Genomic DNA, 17,630 nt, shown 5'->3' with positions numbered 1-17,630 from the left:
CCCGTTCCGAGCGCGGAGTTACCACTGCCTAGCCGCGTCGAACAAGCCTTCGTTTTAGTTGAAGCACCGATTTTACTTTCACGCTCACATAGCCGGGCCGGTTGGCGAACAAAATCGGTGTGGCAGCCGGTTGATGTGGCGAATTTGCACGGGCGCCCATTGCCGTTGCTTGCATCGGGTGCAATGCATCGGCAGCCGAAGTCGGCTGCACGCCGGGCGGCACGCGCCGCAGGTAGCCCGTCACCCACACCGTGCCGATCCCCAGGCGCCGATAGCGTTTGAGGTGAGAAAGCGTGTCTTCGACGAGGATGGCGCGCGATGGTGCAATACGCTCGCGGGCGAGCAACCGGCGCAGCATCAGCGGATCGGGTTTCGGGCGCAGGCGCCGGTGCACCCACATGTGTTCGACGGCAATTTCGCGCAGGAACGCGCGTTTCAGGCCAATGAGGCGCAGCACCTCGCGCGCGTAAGCAGCCGGCGCGTTGGTCAGCAGGATCTTGCGCCCCGGCAGGGCACGCAGCAGTTGGGCGAGGCCGCGCTCCGCGCGCACCATGGCGCGAAGGTCGTCAAAGCGGTGGGCCTCGGCAAGGAAATCATCGGGGTCGACGCCATGATGGCGGACCATGCCCAGAATCGTGGCGCCATAGCGGCGCCAATAGTCCACGCGGACCTGGCTGGCAGTGGCGTCGTCCGTGCCGAGTACACGAGCCACATACGCCGTCATCAGCCGGTTGATCTGCGGAAAGATGGCGTGCGATGCGTGGTGGAGGGTGTTGTCGAGGTCGAACAGCCAGACCGGCTGCCGGGCGGGCGCGGCGCCCGCCGGCACCTCGCGCGGGAAGGTGCGCGCAGCATGGCGCACCCGCACCGCCCGGGTGGTTCGCATCAGTGCGAGCGGATCATCGTGCCGAACGCCTGTTCGGTCAGGATTTCCAGCAGCAGCGAGTGCTCGATACGGCCATCGACAATGTGCACCGAGTTCACGCCGCTCTTGGCGGCATCCAGCGCCGACGAAATCTTCGGCAGCATGCCGCCCGAGATCGTGCCGTCGGCAAACAGCTCGTCGATCTCGCGTGCCGACAGGTCGGTCAGCAGGTTGCCCTGCTTGTCCATCACGCCGGGAATGTTGGTCATCATGACCAGCTTCTCGGCCTTCAGGATCTCGGCCATCTTGCCGGCCACGACGTCGGCATTGATGTTGTAAGCCTGGCCTTCGTCAGAGAAGCCGATGGGCGAAATGACCGGAATGAACGCGTCGTCCTGCAACGCCTTGACCACAGCCGGGTTGATCGTCTCGATGTCGCCCACGAAACCGATATCGATGAACTCGCCCGGGTGCTCGCGGTCCGGCATCTTCAGCTTCTTGGCGCGGATCAGGCCGCCGTCCTTGCCGGTCAGGCCGACCGCCTGGCCGCCGTACTGGTTGATCAGCATGACGATGTCCTGCTGGACTTCGCCGCCGAGCACCCACTCGACCACTTCCATGGTCTCTTCGTCGGTCACGCGCATGCCCTGGATGAAGGTGCCTTGCTTGCCGACCTTCTTCAGGGCTTCGTCGATTTGCGGGCCGCCGCCGTGCACCACCACCGGGTTCATGCCGACCAGCTTGAGCAGGATCACGTCGCGCGCGAAGCCGTGCTTGAGCTTTTCTTCCGTCATGGCGTTGCCGCCGTACTTGATGACGATGGTCTTGCCGTGGAACTTGCGAATGTAAGGCAGGGCCTGCGCGAGAATTTCAGCCTTCAACGCCGGCGCAACGTGCGCGAGTTCGGGGGCGAGGCCAGCAGGGTCGGGGGCAGCAGAAGCGGTCATGACGGTGACATCCGGGATTGGGCGGATTGAGGCGGGTATGATGGAACGCCGAATGTCGCGTGCCGCACAAAACGCAGCAGCCCATTTTTCGGCAGGCGCGATTTTACAAGAAAAGCCCGCGCGGTCCTGGCCGCAGCTTGCGTGCCCACCAAACCGTTGCGGACAAAGAACACCCTGGGGAAACATGGCCATCGCACCCGACCAACTCGACGCGCTGCGCCCTCACCTGCTGCGCTTTGCGCAACTGCAATTGCGCGACTCGGCCTTGGCTGAAGACACGGTGGCTGACACCATCCTCGCAGTGCTCGAACACCCGGAGCGTTTTGCCGGCAACGCCTCGCTCAAGACTTACGTGATCGGCATCCTCAAGCACAAGATCATCGATGCGATCCGCTCGGGGCGGCGCGAAGTGCGCGTCTCGCTGCTTGCGGGTGGTGAATCCGATGAGGCCGGCATGCGTTCCGACGAGGCCGTCTTCGACAGCCTGTTCGCCGCCGACGGCCACTACACCAGCCCACCGTCCGACTGGGGCGACCCCGATGCCGCGCTGTCGCGGCGGGAGTTCTTCGACGTGCTGCAGATGTGCGTCGATCGCCTGCCCCCGCGCGTTGGCCGCGTCTTCATGATGCGCGAGTGGCTGGAGCTGGAAACCGACGAAATCTGTCAGGAATTGCAGATCACCGCGACCAATGCGTGGGCACTGCTTTACCGTGCCCGCATGCGCCTGCGCGAGTGCCTTGACCTGCACTGGTTCGGCAATCAGCCCGCCGCCTGAATCGCCCGTAAGCGCACCCAAGCCGCATCACAGAGAACAACCATGCCGAACCGTTGGGGACTGCCCACCTGCAAAGAAGCCCACCGCATGCTGGTGTCGAAGATGGACCGCGACCTGTCCACAGGCGAGCGGCTGCGCCTGCGCGTGCATCTGTTTGCCTGCGATGCTTGTACGCGGTTCTCGCACCAGATGGGGTTCCTGCGCCAGGCGATGCACAAGCTCGGGCAAGACGACGACGGGAGCAGCCCAGCGTGACCCCGTCGGCCGCCAACACCGTATGTGCAGTCTGCGGCGCGCAGATGCGCTGCGGAGCGATCGGCGACGGTAAGCAGCCCGACGCGACGTGCTGGTGCACGACCGAAGAAACTCTGCCCGCCAGCGCGCGGCGCCCGGGACAAGGCTGCCGCTGTCAGCGTTGCCTGCGCGAGGCGATTGCGCAGGCAAGGGCAGCATCTATATCCAACTGACCGATCAATCCTTGTCTTTGCTGTCGTCGTCCAGCGTGCGCAGTGCGCGGCGGACGTCGGCCCGGCCGCGCTGGCGCTCAGCATGACCGCCTTCGGTATGGGCGCCGGCCTTGCGGCCGCGGGCGAGCGGCACGAGAACGTTGCGCGGGCGCACAGTGCCGGCCTTGGTTGAAGGCTCGATGCGAAACGTCAGTTTCTGGCGAGTGCCCAGTGTCTTGTTAGCCATGGGAATGCTTCCTTGCGTGGCTTGAAGCGACACTCGCCGCAAGCCATCAATGTTTGTGTTCGCCGCCGTGGTTCATGGCGGGCATATTGCCGGCAGTCAGATCGCGCACGCGGGCTTCGACCTTCTGCTCGACGACGCGCTTGTCGGCCAGTTCCACCTTCAGCGTGAGCGGCACGGTGGTGTCCTTCACCAGCGGCTGTTTCAGGTTCATCAACATTACGTGGTAGCCGCCCGGCTTGAGCTGCACCGTCTGGCCCTTGGGCAAGTCCAGCGAGGGCATCGCGCGCATGCGCATCACGTCGCCCTCCATCTTCATCTCGTGGATCTCGGCCGTGCCCGCCACGGGCGTCGACACGCCCACCACCTTGGCACCGTCGGCCGATTGCAGCGTCATGAACGCGCCGCTGGATGTCTGGCCCGGCACCGTGCCGCGCACCCAGGCGTCTTGCACCGTGACCTGTGCGAAAGCGGCGGCACTGGCGAGCAGGCCTGCGCAGAGCATTGCTAGGCGAGCGGAAGAACGGATCGATCGGGACGTCATCATCAAGGGCTCCTGTCGGGGACAAACGTGCTGCGCATTAAAGCACAGCGTTTGTGGGGAGATAGGTTGGGTGCACAATTGTGCGGCCGATTGACGCATCGCCGCACGGAGAACCGCGCGGTGCGCACGTTTACACTTGTCCACCATGCTTTCCACCCTGTCTCTTGCCGCGCCACTGCTGGACGCATCCAGTCTACGCCGCCTCTTCTGGCTGCGATGGAGCCTGCTTGCCACCCAGCTCGTCCTGATGCTGCTCGCGCCGCTCGTCTTTGGCGTGCAACTGCCAGTGGTGCCGCTGCTGAGCGTGATGGGCCTGCATGCGCTGTTCAACCTGCTTACCGGATGGCGGGTGCGGCGCAACCGGCCCGTGCAGCATATCGAGATCACGGTTCAACTGCTGGTGGACCTGACCGCGCTATCCGCCCTGCTGTATTTCACAGGGGGCGCGACCAACCCGTTCGTCTCGTTCTACCTGCCGGCACTGGCAATTGCGGCGGCCATGCTGCCGATCGCACACGTGGTGGGCCTGACGCTCTACGCGCTGGCCGCCTACAGCATGATGCTCGGCAACTACATCCCGCTGAAGCTGGCAAACCAGGCCGATGCAGTGGCGTATCACCTGGCCGGCATGTGGATCGATTTCGTGGCCAGCAGCGCGATGATCGCGGGCTTTACGGCGCGCCTGTCCGCCGCGCTACGGGAGAGCGAAGCGCAGCTGACCGAAGCACGCGAGCGACTGCTGCGCGAACAACGCATCGAAGCGCTGATGTCGCAGGGCGCGAGCGTGGCGCACGAGATGGGCACGCCGCTGTCGACCGTGGCCGTCATCGCCGGCGAGCTGCAGCACGACGCAAAACAGCCCGACTCCCCGCTCGCCCCGTACCGCGAAGACCTGCGCGCCATCGAACAGCAACTCGAACTGTGCCGCGCCGCGCTGGCGCGCCTGCAGCGCAAACCCAACGACGGCGCGCCCGAGCCACTCGGCCAATGGCTGCCGGATTTCACGCAGACGTGGCAACTGCGGCATCCGGACATCCGCCTCCACACCGAGACCTCGCCTGCGGCGCAAGCGGTGGAATTGGATGCGGTGAACGTCGGCCAGATCCTCACCATCCTGCTGGACAACGCCGCCCGCAGCCAGCACCACGCCGGCCGCGACCTGGTGCCGCTGCTGCTGACCGCCAAGATCGACGCCAATCCGGATGTGCTCCGCGATATGCCGCCGCAGATCGTGCTGTCCATCGTCGATACGGGGTTGGGCTTGCCGGAAGACCTGCGGACGTCGCTCGGCCGCACGCCGGTGCCAAGCCGGCATGGCGGTCACGGCATCGGGCTGTATCTGGCCTCCACCACGGCGCGCCGCCTGGGTGGTACCGTGGTGCTACGCCCGAACCCGCCCCAAGGCGCCATTGCCGAACTCCGACTGCCGGTTGGCGGTCCGATGGAACACGCGGCCGCCCCCATCATTGGCGCGCCCACCCTCTTCACATAACGAGACGGCCTGACGCAGCCCCGTGCACGTACGGCCCCGGAGAACACCATGCAGCAGCCCGCCCCCTTTCTGATCCTCGATGACGACGACGTCTTTGCGCAGACGCTGGCGCGCGCGCTCACGCGTCGCGGCTTTGCTCCGCAGATCGCGCACACCGGCGGCGAAGCGTTGGCCCTGGCGCGCCAGACACGCTTTTCGTATGTCACTGTCGATCTGCACCTGGCCGCGAGCGACAAGGGCCTGATGCCCCATGGCGGCACAGATTCCGGTCTGCACTGGATTGCCCCACTGCGTCAGGCGCTGCCCGACGCGCGCATGCTGATCCTCACGGGCTACGCAAGCATTGCCACCGCCGTGCAAGCGGTCAAGTTGGGGGCTGATGAATACCTGGCCAAGCCAGCCAATGTCGATTCGATTCTGCTGGCGCTGCAAGTGGGCGTGTCTGAAGCCGTGGCAGAACAGACGATGGAGAACCCCGCGCCGCTGTCGGTCGCGCGACTGGAGTGGGAGCACATCCAGCGCGTGCTGGCCGAGCACGGCGGCAACATCTCCGCCACCGCGCGGGCGCTCAACATGCATCGGCGCACGCTACAACGCAAGCTGGGCAAGCGGCCGGTCGCCAAGTAAGCGCCGGCCGCGTGACGCTACATCACCGCTGCATCACCAGCGGGTATCGCGCTCCCACGCCTTGAGTTCGTCTTCGGCGCGCTCCTTCGTATAGCCGTAGCGTTCCTGGATCTTGCCGGCAAGCTGGTCGCGCTTGCCACGGATCACGGTCAGGTCATCGTCGGTGAGCTGACCCCACTTCTCCTTGACCTTGCCCTTGGCCTGATCCCATTTACCTTCGATCTGATCCCAGTTCATACGTCCTCCGTCGCGAGTTGAGAGATTGAGACAAAGCAGGGGCGACCCGCAGGCCGCCCGTGTAGAGACTTTCGTACGGCTTACTTCTTGAACTTGGCGGCCACGTCGTTCTGGCACTTTGTCTTGGCGTCGCCGGACATGGCGTCGCAGCGTTCCTTCGCAGCCTTGTAGTTGGCGTCGTTGGTGTCCTTGACGGCATCGCGGCGCGCTTCGCTGACGTCCTTGGCAGTGCCCGTCGCCTTGGCGTGGCTCACTTCGTCGCCGGCCTTGGCGCGCGTGTAGGCGGCCTTGGCGTCCTTCACGCAGGTGTCCTTCTCGTTGCCCTTCATGGCATCGCACTTGGTCTTGGCGACGTCGTAGTCGGCCTCGGCCTTTTCCTTGGCGGCGCGGTTGCGGGCGGCTTCAGTGCCATCGCGTTCGACCATGGCGTTGGCCTTGGCGACGTTGTAATCGCCCTTGGCCTGCGCACGGCAGACGTCGCGGTCATTACCCTTCATCGCATCGCACTTGTCCTTGGCAGCTTTGTAATTGGCATCGGCTTGTTTGACGGCACTGTCGTAAGCGGCGCGCTTGGCATCGTTCGGTGCCGAGGCCCCGGCGGGGCCAGTGGGTGCGGGCGTGAGCTGGGCGTGGGCGATGCTCATTGGGGCGCAGGCAAGCACGCAACACAGGGCCAGGCGTTGGATCGGTTTCATACGCTTCTCTCCTTGTCGTGGTTGGAATCGCGCACGCCAGGTGCGCGGCGCGCATTGTCTGTGCGGCACCACCTTCTTCAGCAGATAACGGACCTGACCACGCACGATCCTGAGCAAACCCTTGCCCCACCTGGCTTGGCGGGCGCCCAAACAAAACGGGCCGCATCGTCTCCGATGCGGCCCGCGGGGCATATGGAATGCGTTGCTTACACGCTTACAGCACGTAGCGCGACAGATCTTCGTTGCCCGACAGCTCACTCAAACGCTCGTCGACGTACGCGGCGTCGATGGTCACCGTCTCGCCTGCCGACTTGTGCGCGTGGAACGACAGGTCTTCAAGCAGTCGCTCCATCACCGTGTACAAACGGCGTGCGCCAATGTTCTCGACCTTCTCGTTGACCGAACATGCGATCTCGGCCAAGCGGTGAATACCGTCTTCGGCAAACACGAGGTCGACGCCTTCCGTCTTCAACAACGCCTGATATTGCTTGGTGAGGCTCGCGTCGGTCTGCGTGAGAATCGCGCGGAAATCCTCCACCGACAGCGAATCCAGCTCCACGCGAATCGGGAAACGGCCCTGCAGCTCGGGAATCAGGTCGCTCGGCTTGGACAGATGAAACGCGCCCGACGCGATGAACAGGATGTGATCGGTCTTGATCATCCCGTACTTGGTGTTGACGGTCGTACCTTCCACCAGCGGCAGCAAGTCGCGCTGCACGCCCTGGCGCGACACCTCGCCGCCGCCGTATTCGCTGCGGCTGGCGATCTTGTCGATCTCGTCGAGGAAGACGATGCCGTTCTGCTCGACATTGGCCACCGCCTTCTGCTTCAGCTCATCCTCGTTCACGAGCTTCGCGGCCTCTTCGTCGATCAGCAGCTTGAAGGCTTCCTTGACCTTCATCTTGCGACGGTTCTTCTTGCCCTGCCCCAAGCCCGCGAACATCGAGCGGATCTGCTCGGTCATGTCTTCCATGCCCGGCGGCCCCATGATGTCCATGCTGGGCACACCGGCCGACACTTCCAGTTCGATTTCCTTGTCGTCGAGCTGGCCTTCACGCAGCTTCTTGCGGAAGGTCTGGCGCGCGGTCGAATCCTTCTCTTCGGGCTGCGCAAAGCCGATGTCGCGCGGCGGCGGGATCAGCACGTCGAGGATGCGATCCTCGGCCGCATCTTCGGCCTTGGCGCGCACCTTCTTCATCTCGGATTCGCGCGTCTGCTTGACGGCCATCTCGGCCAGATCGCGCACGATGGTGTCGACGTCGCGGCCGACGTAGCCCACCTCGGTGAACTTGGTCGCCTCGATCTTGATGAACGGTGCGTCGGCCAGCTTGGCCAGGCGGCGGGCAATCTCGGTCTTGCCTACGCCGGTCGGCCCGATCATCAGGATGTTCTTGGGCGTGATTTCCTGGCGCAGCGGCTCGCCCACCTGCTGGCGGCGCCAGCGGTTGCGCAGCGCCACGGCAACGGCCTTTTTGGCCTTGTGCTGGCCGATGATGTGCTTGTCGAGTTCGGAAACGATTTCCGACGGCGTCATGGTTTCAGACATGGGAATCCTGTCGATGAAGGCGCTCGCTTATTCGAGCGTCTCGATCACGAAATTGGTGTTGGTATAGATGCAGAGCTCGCCGGCGATCCGCAGCGATTTTTCCACCACATCGCGCGGAGCAAGATCGGTGTTCTCCATCAGCGCCTTGGCTGCCGATTGGGCATACGAGCCGCCCGAACCAATGGCAGCAATGCCGCCTTCCGGATCGAGCACGTCGCCGTTGCCGGTGATGACGAGGGTGGCTTCGCGGTCTGCGACGATCAGCATCGCTTCGAGGTGGCGCAAGGCGCGATCGGTGCGCCAGTCCTTGGCCAGGTCGACGGCGGAGCGCAGCAGGTTGCCTTGGTGCTTTTGCAGCTTGGCTTCAAAACGGTCGAGCAGGGAGAAAGCGTCGGCGGTGGCGCCGGCAAAGCCGACCAGCACCTTGCCATCGTAGATGGCGCGCACTTTGCGGGCCGAGCCTTTCATCACGATATTGCCCAGCGTGACCTGGCCATCGCCGCCGAGCGCGACTTGGTTGCCGCGACGCACGCTGACGATGGTGGTGCCGTGATACTGTTCCATGCGCTTATTCCTAGGGGTCCGGCTTGGCGCGGCCCCCAGCGGGCCGGCCAAAGAACTTCATACTTGACGCCGGCCCCGAGGATTTCAAGCCTGATTTCCGTCACAGCGCACATATTTTGTGCGCCGAAAATCGCTTCTTGCTTGGCTCCCGACTATTTCAGTGCGTCACATCGAATGCGTAAGTGCGCTCATCCAGACGCGGCACCATCGTGTAGCCCTTACGCGCCGCCCACACGTTGATATTGAAGTACAGCGGAATCACGCCGAAATCGCGCATGCCGATTTCCGTGGCTTCCTGCAGCAGCCTCTCGCGCTTGCTGTCGTCCAGGGTCTGCAGGGCTTCTGCCAGCTTGGCGTCGAGCGCCGGGTTGGAATAGCGCCCGCGATTGGAGGCGCCCCAACCGCGCGCCGGATCATAGGTCGCCAGCAGCGCCTTCAGGCTCGAACTGGCTTCGCCGGTATCCGCGCCCCAGCCGGCTTGCAGAAACGAAAAGTCCAGCTTGTTTGCCCGTGTGAAGAACGACGCTGACGGCAGCGTCTCGACCTTGGTGGCAATGCCCACCCGCGAAAGCATCGAGGCGATCACCTGTGCGACGCGGTCATCGTTCGGATAGCGGTTGTTGGTGGCATGCAGCGTGATGGCAAAGCCATCGGGGTAGCCGGCCTGGGCGAGCAGTTTCTTTGCGGCAGCCGGGTCCGCCACCGGTGCCTTCAGACCGGGCACGTGACCGAACAACGCGCTGTTCACAAGTTGGCCCGTCGGCTCGGCCGCACCCTCCATCACGCGGTCGACGATGGCTTGGCGCGAGATCGCCAGCGAGATCGCCTCGCGCACGCGTGCATCCTTGAGCGGGTTCTTCGGCAGCGGCTTGCCGGCCTTGTCGGTCACGAACGGCGACACATCGCGGTTGGAATCCATGTGCAGATACATCATGCGGAACACCGGCATCTTGAACACCGTCACCGCCGGGTTGGTCGACAGCTTCTTGATGTCCGAGCTCGGCACGTTTTCGATGATCTGCACGTCGCCCGCCAGCAGCGCCGCGACGCGCGGCGCGTCGGCCGTCAGGATGCGCAGCGTCACGTGCTGCCATTGCGGCTTCTTGCCCCAGTAGCCATCAAAGCGCGTGAGTTCCACGCGATCGCCGCGGTTGAAGGAGACGAACTTGTACGGCCCGGTTCCGATCATGGCGCGGCCATTGTTGAAATCGTCCGCGCCAGCTTTTTCGACAGCCTTCTTCGACACCATGTAGATGGTCGACAAGTCGTTCGGCACCAGCGGGTACGGGCCGTTCGTGGTGATGCGCACGGTCAGCTTGTCGACCGCCGTCACCTCCTTGAAGCCACGCGTGTAGATCGTGAACGGCGACGGGCTGTTCTTGATGGTGGCCGGGCGTGCCAGCGAATAGACGACGTCGGCCGAGGTGAATTCGCTGCCGTCATGAAAATGCACGCCAGGGCGCAGCTTGACTTCCCATACCGTGTCGCTCAGGGCTTTCCACGACGTGGCGAGGCCCGGCTTGAGACGCATCTTCTCGTCCTTGGCGATCAGCGCCTCGAACATATGCTCGGCCACGTTCGAGTTGGGCGTGACGTTATGGAAGTGCGGATCGAGCGAAGTGATGTCGCCCGACAACCCAATCACCAGCGTGGGTGCCGGCTGGGCATGCGCCGCAATCGGCGTGAGCGCCGAGAGCGTCGTGGCAAAACACAGCGCGGCGACCAGGTTCGCGGCGCGCAGCAGACGCAGGACCGGCATGACGACTCCCCGATGGTTTATGACGAAAACAAGACGTTCGGGGATTGTCGGGACCGGATGACGCCGGTGTCAACGTCGATGAAGCAGGGGGTCTGCGTGCTCAGTGATGGTGCCCGCAGTCGCAGTCGTCACCGTGTTGATGATCGTGGTCGTCGTCCCAGTCGGTATCGTCGTGGTCGTCGTAGGCCCAGGCGGGGAAAGGATCGGCCAGCGTGGCCCAGGCTTCGGGGCCAGCAGCCATCTCAGCGTCGGTCAGCAGGCAAGCGTCGAGTTGCGCAATCAGCGCCGCTTCATCCAGGTCCGTGCCAATGAAGACCAGTTCCTGGCGACGGTCACCCCAGCGCGCGAGCGCCCCGTTGTCGTGCATCTTGTCGGAAATATCTGCGCGGGCTTCTTCCTCGTCCGGCCACTCGGCTTCATCCACCGCAGCCCACCATGCGCCGGCACCGCCATGACGCATCACGCCGCCGGCCTGGCCCCAACTGCCCGCCGTGTCCATACGCGAAGCCAGCCAGAAATAACCCTTGGAGCGCAGCACGCGGCCGTGTTCGCGCAGCCATTCGGTATGCATGAGGTCCCACAGACGCTGCGGGTGGAACGGCACGCGGCGACGATAGACGAAGCTGCGGATGCCGAGCGCTTCAGTTTCGGGCACATGTTCGCCACGCAGCTCCGCCAGCCAAGCCGGCGCGGCGGATGCGGCATCGAAATCGAAACGATGGGTGTCGAGAATTTCGTCCAGCGGCACCTTGCCGAACGATGCCGGCACGATGCGCGCGCGCGGGTTCAGCGAGTGCAGGATGCCGGCCAGGCGCTCGCGCTCGGCATCGCTCACGAGATCGATCTTGTTGAGCACGATCACGTCGCAGAACTCGACCTGTTCGATCAGCAAGTCGACGACGGTGCGGTCGTCGTCTTCATCCCGCGCCTGGCCACGATCCGACAGGAAATCGGCTGCATCGTAATCAGCCAGGAAGTGCTGGGCATCGACCACGGTGACCATCGTGTCGAGACGCGCCAGATCGGACAGCACGTCGCCTTGCTCGTCTTCAAACGTGAACGTCTCGGCAATCGGCAGCGGCTCGGCCACGCCCGTCGACTCGATCAGCAGGTAGTCGAAGCGGTCTTCACGGGCCAGGCGCGCGATCTCGTCGAGCAGATCTTCGCGCAGCGTGCAGCAGATGCAGCCGTTGGATAGCTCCACCATGCGCTCGTCGGTGCGCGAGAGCTGCGCACTCGTGGCCGTGCCATCGCCCACGAGCTGCGCGTCGATGTTGACGTCCGACAGGTCGTTGACGATCACGGCCACGCGCTTGCCCTCGCGGTTGGCGAGCACGTGATTGAGCAGCGTGGTCTTACCGGCGCCCAGGAAGCCGGACAGCACGGTAACGGGAAGCGGACGGGACATGATCAGTGGCCTCAGTTTGTGGCCCAACAAAGCAAACAGCCCGGTGAGTTACCGGGCTGCGAGATTCAAACGAACGCGTCAACCAAATGCGACGCGTACGTCAGTCACCCATCAACTTCTGGCGCTTTTCGCGGCGCTCCTGCGCCTCGAGCGTCAGCGTGGCCGTCGGGCGAGCAAGCAAGCGCGGAATGCCGATCGGCTCGCCGGTTTCGTCGCAGTAGCCGTAGTCGTTGGCATCGATGCGGGCGATCGACTGTTCGACTTTCTTGAGCAGTTTGCGCTCACGATCGCGCGTACGCAGCTCCAGCGCGTGCTCTTCCTCGATGGTGGCACGGTCAGCCGGGTCCGGCACGATCACAGTCTCGCGCAGGTGCTCGGTGGTCTGGTTGGCGTTCGCGAGAATTTCATCGCGCATTTTTACAAGCCGGTCCTTGAAGAAGGCGAGCTGCGCCTCGTTCATGTAATCCTTGTCGCTCATCTTCAGGATTTCGGCTTCGGTGAGTAGTTTCTTGCTGCTCATGGTTGCTGCAGATGATCCTGGTAAATCGCGAGCCGTCTCGGCTGTCGCGTCGTCCTTGCGCGGGGATGCGCCGGACTTGTTCTGGCTGGCGGCGGACTTGCCGCCCCGCGCGCCTCCTTTTGCCTCTCCCGCAGCGGCGCCCCCTGCCGCTTTTCTACGGGTGGCTGGCGCAGCCTGGGCTGCTGCCGACTCCGTTACGGACGGCCCGGCTCCACCGTTGGCGCCGCGTCCTTCCTTGGTCTTAGTCACCATCGCCTGCTCTCCTATCGGACGTGCTTCGGACGACGTGCTTCTAAATCGACCTATTGTAGCTGAACGATATTAACTGAACTATCGGAGAAACACGGACAGGAAATCCGGCCCGGATTCTGCCTGAAAGCGCGCGGCGGGGCCACCCAAAAGGAGGGAAAAAGCGCCCGGATCAGGCCAGGCAGTTCTCCAATCCTTTCAGAATCGTTTCGCGCGGCAGGTCTACGCCGATAAACACCATCCGGTTGGAAGGGGTCTCGCCGTCCCATTTACCCCCCACGTCGCTGCCCATGAGCTGGTGGACACCCTGAAACACGACCTTGCGGTCGACACCTTCCATATACAGCACGCCCTTGTAGCGCAGCAGCTTCTCGCCGTAGATATTCAGCACGCCCGAGAGGAATTCCTCCAGCTTGGTGTAATTGAACGGCCGTTCGCTGCGGAAGACGAACGAGGCAATGCGGTCGGTATGGTGCGCATGCCCGTGATGATGGTGATGGCCGTGACCGTGGTGGTGCTCATGATCATGGTCGTGATCACAATCGGCCGAGCAGGCGTGGTCATGATCGTGATCGTGGTTGTGATCATGATCGTCTTCGCGCAGGAAGTCGGGATCGATCTCGAGCTTGGCGTTCAGATTGAAGCCGCGCAGGTCGAAGATCGTGTCGATCGGCGTCTCACCAAAATTGGCGGTGCGGATCGGGGCGCGCGGGTTCATGTGCAGCAGGCGGTGGCGCAGTGCGTCCACATCGTCGGCGGAAACCAGATCGCTCTTGGTGATGAAGATGGCGTCGGCAAAGCCGACCTGGCGCTGCGCTTCTTCCTGCTTGTCGAGCTGCATGTTGCCGTGCTTGGCGTCGACCAGCGTGATGACGGCATCCAGCAGGTAGCGGCTGGCGATCTCGTCGTCCATGAAGAACGTCTGCGCGACCGGGCCGGGGTTGGCGACACCGGTGGTCTCGATGACCACGCGGTCGAACTGGATCTGGCCGTTGTCGCGGCGCGTGAGCAGGTCGGACAACCCCTGCACCAGATCGCCGCGGATCGTGCAGCAGATGCAGCCGTTGCTCATCTGCACGATCTGCTCGTTACCGTCCTGCACGAGGATGTCGTTGTCGATGTTCTCTTCGCCGAACTCGTTTTCGATCACGGCGATCTTCATGCCGTGCTGTTCGGTCAGGATGCGCTTGAGCAGCGTGGTCTTACCACTGCCGAGAAAGCCCGTCAGGATGGTGACCGGGATCATTTTGGACATGGTGCGTTTCCTGTCTTGTGATGGGCCGCCAGATGCGCGCAATCCGCGCAGGCGCCCTTGATGGTGAGTTCGGCATGGTCGGCTGCGAAGCCGGCGGGCAAGGCGGCCTTCGGCATGGCGGGCGGCTCGGCGCCTTCCAGACAGAAGTCGCGCCCGCATTGCGTGCAATGGAAGTGGCTGTGCGAGCGGTGCGCTGCTTCGCGCGCGGCGTCATGCTCGGCCAGGCTGAAGCGAAAAACCCGATCGGCCCCAGCCGTCTTGTGGACGATGCCGCCGGCCACGAGCCAGTCGAGCACGCGGTAGACCGTCACGCGGTCGATGCCGGAATCGTCCGGCAGCGCGTCGCACACGGCCTGGTGCGAAAGCGGATCGGCGCCCTGCATCAGCACGGCCAGCACACGCACGCGGGGCTCGGTCACGCGGCTGCCCAAGCCGCGCAGGCGCGCGCGGGCAGCGTCTTCAGGCGAATGGGATTGCGAAGTGGCGAGATCGTCGCGCGGGGCCGGGGTGTTCATGCGCGGGATTGTCCCACGGGGCGCGGGTTGCTGCAATTGAGTTGCAATTGGGCGGCCTTGCGCCGCCCAAGGTTTTCTCTCGCGCTTTGGTGCCGCTTACGCCGCAAACATCAGACACACGGGCGTCGGCACCTTCGCCACGACCGTGGGCTGGTCCAGCTTGCCGGTTTGTCCGTCGATGCGCAGCCGCAGGATCGTATCGCCCTTCTGGTTGAGCACGTAGACATAGCTGCCGTCGGGCGCCATCGTCATCGCGCGCGGGAAGTGCACACCTTCGCTCCAGTACTGAAGCGGCGCGAGCTTGCCCGAGGCGTCAATGCTGAACGCGGCCACGCTGTCGGCCAGCGGGTGGTCGGACTTCAGCTTCCGGTTGCTGGCGTAGAGGAAGCGCCCTGACGGATGCATCAGCAATTCAGCGCCGCTCTTCTGGCCGGTGTAGTCGGCCGGGGTGGTGGAGATGCGCTGGCGCTCTTCCAGCACGTGGCCGGTGGCGGGGTCGTAACCGTGGCAGGCGACCGAGCCTTCGAGTTCATTGATGACGTAGAGCAGCTTGCCTTGCGGATGCAGCGCCAGGTGGCGCGGGCCGCTGCCGGGCTTGAGTTGCGCGCGGTCACGCGGGGCAAGCTTGCCGCCCTCAATGGCGAACGCGTTGATGCGATCGGTGCCCAGGTCGGTGCCGATCACGTGGCCGCCGGTGGCGTCGAACAGCATCATGTGCGCGTGCGGCGCTTCCTGTTCGGGCCGGGGGCCGGAACCGGTGTCCTTGAAGATGCCCGATACAGCGCCAAGCTTGCCGTCCTCGCCGATCGGCAGGAGGTTGTACGCGCCACCGCTGTAGATCGACACGCACAGGTGCTTGCCGTCCGGCGACACGACCACATGCGCGGGGTTCGTGCCCGACAGCGACAGCGGCTGGCGGTTCAGCAGCGTCAGCTTGCCGTCGTACGGATCAATCGCATAGGCCTCGGCGCTACCGTTCGGGCGGCCCTCGTAGACCTCCAGTTCATTGATGGCGTACAGGAACCGCTGATTCGGGTGCACGGCCAGGAACGACGGATTGGCACTCTCGACCACCTGCACCTGCGTCCACGCATCGCCGCGCGGCGCCAGCACGTAGATGCCGCGTGCCGCCGGGCCACCGGCAGTGCCGCCCGGCGCATTGAACGTGTAGGTGCCGACATAGGCAAAGCGGGGAGGGCGTGCATTGCCTGCGGGCTGCGCGCCCGCCGCGGCGGATTGCTCGCCCGCCTGGGCCATGACGGTTTTGGGAAGAGCACCCAGCAAAGGCAAGCTACCGGTCCACTGCATGAAAGTTCGACGAAGACGATTGGTCATTGGATGGCTCCATCAAACACGCACGGACATGGCGTGGTGGAAGATGTTGTTCGGATCATACCGGTGCTTCACATCCTGCAGAAACGCGTACAGGTCGCCGCTGCCGTAGTAGAGCTGCGGCCAGAACGGGTAGGCGAGCATGTCGACGTCGGGGTAGTTGATGTAGCAGCCCTCGTACCGGTCGCCGGGGTACGGCGTGCCGCTGTGCGGTGCGGGCACATCGGGCGCACCATAGACATCGCGGTAAAAATCGCTGATCCAGCGCAGGTGGCCGGCATCATCGGCAGCGGCGCCCCAATACGTCTGGTACTGCAGCTTCATGATCGACGCCCGCTGCGGCACGGCGGTATCGCCAATGCGCTCGGCCTTGTTGACGGCGCCGCCATACGAATCGACTTGCAGCAGCGACTGGCTCAGGTCCACGCCCGGCATCGTCCGCGTGAGGTGCGTATAGATGCGCTGCGCCTCACGCGCCGTGAAGCCGCGTTTCATATAGGCCGACTTGTATTTGCCACGTTGATTGGCCCCCGAGCCGTTCAGATACTGCGTGGCCGTCAGCCAGTCGTACTGCACGATGGTGTGCGGCTTGGAGCAGAGCAGTTGCCCCACGCCCTGCCTATGCGCGGGGCCGTAGCCGGGCGGGCGCCCTTTGACCGGCGTCGGCGCGCAGGCCTGGAAGCGGTTCAGAAAATCATTGAGGACAGAGAGATCGCGGCACGTGCCGTCTGGGTTGCAGAACTGCGTGAGCAGCACGATCTGCCCCGACGATTTGTGCGTGAGCTTGAGCAGCGAGAACATGCCCCACGTGTCCGGGTCCTTGCCGCGCGTCTCCCAGTATTCGCCGTAGATGCGCAGCAATTCGGCAAAGCGCTGTGGCGTCATCGTGGCCCAGTCGAAGGCTACGGTGGCGAGTGCCACTTCCTGCGGCGCCTCGGGCAGCTTGGCGAACGTGTAGCCGGTGATGACGCCGAAGTTGCCGCCGCCCGCGCCGCGGCATGCACGGAACAGGTCCGGATCGTGCGCCGCATCCACCGTGCGCGCAGCCGCCTTGCCGGTTCTATCTACGGTGACGATGTCCACGGCCGAGAGCCAATCCACCGTCAGCCCCTGCAGCCGCGAGAGCAGCCCATACCCGCCGCCGCAGATATGTCCGCCCGCGCCCACCGAATAGCACGAGCCGCCGGGCAGCGTCACGTTGTGGCGCTTGTACAGCTCAAGGTAGCCGTTCCAGTTTTGCGTGCCGGCCGGAATGCGCACCGAGCCGTCGGCGCGCACCTCGGGCGTGGCGAGCAGGCTCAGGTCGACAATCGTGCCGTCGGGGTTGTTGGAGACGAAATCCTCGTAGCAATGCCCGCCGCTGCGCACGGTCGGGCGCTGGCCCGCGTTGATGATGCGCTGCACGGCGGGCGCCACATCGTCGGGCTTTTCTATGAGCGCGATGCGGCTGGCGGCCTGCGCATCCGTCGCCGGCCAGCGCAGGTTGAAGCCATGTTTGAGCGTGTTGTAGCGAGGGTCTTGGCGCGTCACATCCAGTGTCATCGACGACTCCGGTGAGGGCGTTTGCGCAAGCGTTGCGCAAACGAAGTTGGATTCGGACGCGTGGCGTC

At 64.2% G+C, this 17,630-nt stretch carries 19 protein-coding genes; 4 read left to right on the top strand and 15 right to left on the bottom strand.

Annotation, left to right across the window (positions count from 1 at the left end):
* Positions 1–28: 28 nt before the first annotated feature.
* Both ACU8YE_RS10805 and argB read right to left on the bottom strand, forming a co-directional pair.
* Complete coding sequence (locus ACU8YE_RS10805; protein ID WP_260803737.1) at positions 29–886, bottom strand: pyrimidine 5'-nucleotidase; 858 nt, start codon at positions 884–886, stop codon at positions 29–31.
* The gene (gene argB, locus ACU8YE_RS10800; protein ID WP_232041585.1) at positions 886–1,812 is read right to left on the bottom strand and encodes an acetylglutamate kinase; all 927 of its coding nucleotides are present in this window, start codon (positions 1,810–1,812) and stop codon (positions 886–888) included. Before argB ends, ACU8YE_RS10805 begins: the two co-directional genes overlap by 1 nt.
* 184 nt (positions 1,813–1,996) lie before the next feature.
* On the opposite strand from argB, the gene ACU8YE_RS10795 reads away from it, so the two are divergent.
* Both ACU8YE_RS10795 and ACU8YE_RS10790 read left to right on the top strand, forming a co-directional pair.
* Complete coding sequence (locus tag ACU8YE_RS10795; protein WP_260803736.1) at positions 1,997–2,587, top strand: sigma-70 family RNA polymerase sigma factor; 591 nt, start codon at positions 1,997–1,999, stop codon at positions 2,585–2,587.
* Between the two features lie 42 nt (positions 2,588–2,629).
* A complete protein-coding gene (locus ACU8YE_RS10790; RefSeq protein WP_232041583.1) occupies positions 2,630–2,842 on the top strand; it encodes a zf-HC2 domain-containing protein in 213 nt (70 codons plus the stop codon).
* A 216-nt stretch (positions 2,843–3,058) separates the two neighbouring features.
* Here the strand turns inward: ACU8YE_RS10790 and ACU8YE_RS10785 are convergent, their stop codons facing one another.
* Entirely contained in the window at positions 3,059–3,280 is a 222-nt protein-coding gene (locus ACU8YE_RS10785) for a hypothetical protein (RefSeq protein ID WP_446928678.1), read from the bottom strand.
* 46 nt (positions 3,281–3,326) lie between these two features.
* Positions 3,327–3,821 (bottom strand): copper chaperone PCu(A)C, encoded by a 495-nt coding sequence (locus ACU8YE_RS10780; RefSeq protein ID WP_392397781.1) that lies wholly within the window; start codon positions 3,819–3,821, stop codon positions 3,327–3,329.
* A gap of 145 nt (positions 3,822–3,966) precedes the next feature.
* Between ACU8YE_RS10780 and ACU8YE_RS10775 the strand changes: the two genes are divergently transcribed.
* Complete coding sequence (locus ACU8YE_RS10775) at positions 3,967–5,313, top strand: ATP-binding protein (RefSeq protein WP_232041581.1); 1,347 nt, start codon at positions 3,967–3,969, stop codon at positions 5,311–5,313.
* 48 nt (positions 5,314–5,361) lie between these two features.
* Complete coding sequence (locus ACU8YE_RS10770) at positions 5,362–5,940, top strand: response regulator transcription factor (protein ID WP_024977037.1); 579 nt, start codon at positions 5,362–5,364, stop codon at positions 5,938–5,940.
* Positions 5,941–5,973: 33 nt separating this feature from the next.
* Here ACU8YE_RS10770 and ACU8YE_RS10765 read toward each other — a convergent pair whose 3' ends face one another.
* From ACU8YE_RS10765 to ACU8YE_RS10715, 11 genes are all read right to left on the bottom strand, one after another.
* Positions 5,974–6,177, bottom strand: coding sequence for a CsbD family protein (locus tag ACU8YE_RS10765; protein WP_024977038.1), 204 nt, complete (start codon positions 6,175–6,177; stop codon positions 5,974–5,976).
* A gap of 80 nt (positions 6,178–6,257) precedes the next feature.
* Positions 6,258–6,872, bottom strand: a complete 615-nt coding sequence (locus ACU8YE_RS10760; RefSeq protein ID WP_446928677.1) for a hypothetical protein — start codon at positions 6,870–6,872, stop codon at positions 6,258–6,260.
* Positions 6,873–7,086: 214 nt separating this feature from the next.
* Positions 7,087–8,418, bottom strand: a complete 1,332-nt coding sequence (gene hslU, locus ACU8YE_RS10755; protein ID WP_232041579.1) for an ATP-dependent protease ATPase subunit HslU — start codon at positions 8,416–8,418, stop codon at positions 7,087–7,089.
* A gap of 27 nt (positions 8,419–8,445) precedes the next feature.
* Complete coding sequence (gene hslV / locus ACU8YE_RS10750) at positions 8,446–8,982, bottom strand: ATP-dependent protease subunit HslV (protein ID WP_004628261.1); 537 nt, start codon at positions 8,980–8,982, stop codon at positions 8,446–8,448.
* A gap of 157 nt (positions 8,983–9,139) precedes the next feature.
* The gene (locus ACU8YE_RS10745; protein WP_446928676.1) at positions 9,140–10,741 is read right to left on the bottom strand and encodes an ABC transporter substrate-binding protein; all 1,602 of its coding nucleotides are present in this window, start codon (positions 10,739–10,741) and stop codon (positions 9,140–9,142) included.
* Positions 10,742–10,841: 100 nt separating this feature from the next.
* The gene (gene zigA / locus ACU8YE_RS10740; protein ID WP_446928675.1) at positions 10,842–12,149 is read right to left on the bottom strand and encodes a zinc metallochaperone GTPase ZigA; all 1,308 of its coding nucleotides are present in this window, start codon (positions 12,147–12,149) and stop codon (positions 10,842–10,844) included.
* Positions 12,150–12,249: 100 nt separating this feature from the next.
* Positions 12,250–12,669, bottom strand: coding sequence for an RNA polymerase-binding protein DksA (gene dksA / locus ACU8YE_RS10735; protein ID WP_024977044.1), 420 nt, complete (start codon positions 12,667–12,669; stop codon positions 12,250–12,252).
* A gap of 421 nt (positions 12,670–13,090) precedes the next feature.
* Positions 13,091–14,173, bottom strand: a complete 1,083-nt coding sequence (locus ACU8YE_RS10730; RefSeq protein WP_260803729.1) for a CobW family GTP-binding protein — start codon at positions 14,171–14,173, stop codon at positions 13,091–13,093.
* Entirely contained in the window at positions 14,161–14,688 is a 528-nt protein-coding gene (locus tag ACU8YE_RS10725) for a transcriptional repressor (protein ID WP_433865935.1), read from the bottom strand. The genes ACU8YE_RS10730 and ACU8YE_RS10725 overlap by 13 nt, the downstream gene beginning before the upstream one ends.
* Before the next feature lie 96 nt (positions 14,689–14,784).
* A complete protein-coding gene (locus ACU8YE_RS10720) occupies positions 14,785–16,023 on the bottom strand; it encodes a lactonase family protein (RefSeq protein WP_446928674.1) in 1,239 nt (412 codons plus the stop codon).
* 12 nt (positions 16,024–16,035) lie between these two features.
* Positions 16,036–17,562, bottom strand: coding sequence for an FAD-dependent oxidoreductase (locus ACU8YE_RS10715; RefSeq protein ID WP_446928673.1), 1,527 nt, complete (start codon positions 17,560–17,562; stop codon positions 16,036–16,038).
* Positions 17,563–17,630: the final 68 nt, after the last annotated feature.

This window comes from Ralstonia sp. VS2407, from assembly GCF_052950655.1.
This window is presented reverse-complemented; position numbering and strand designations above follow the sequence as displayed.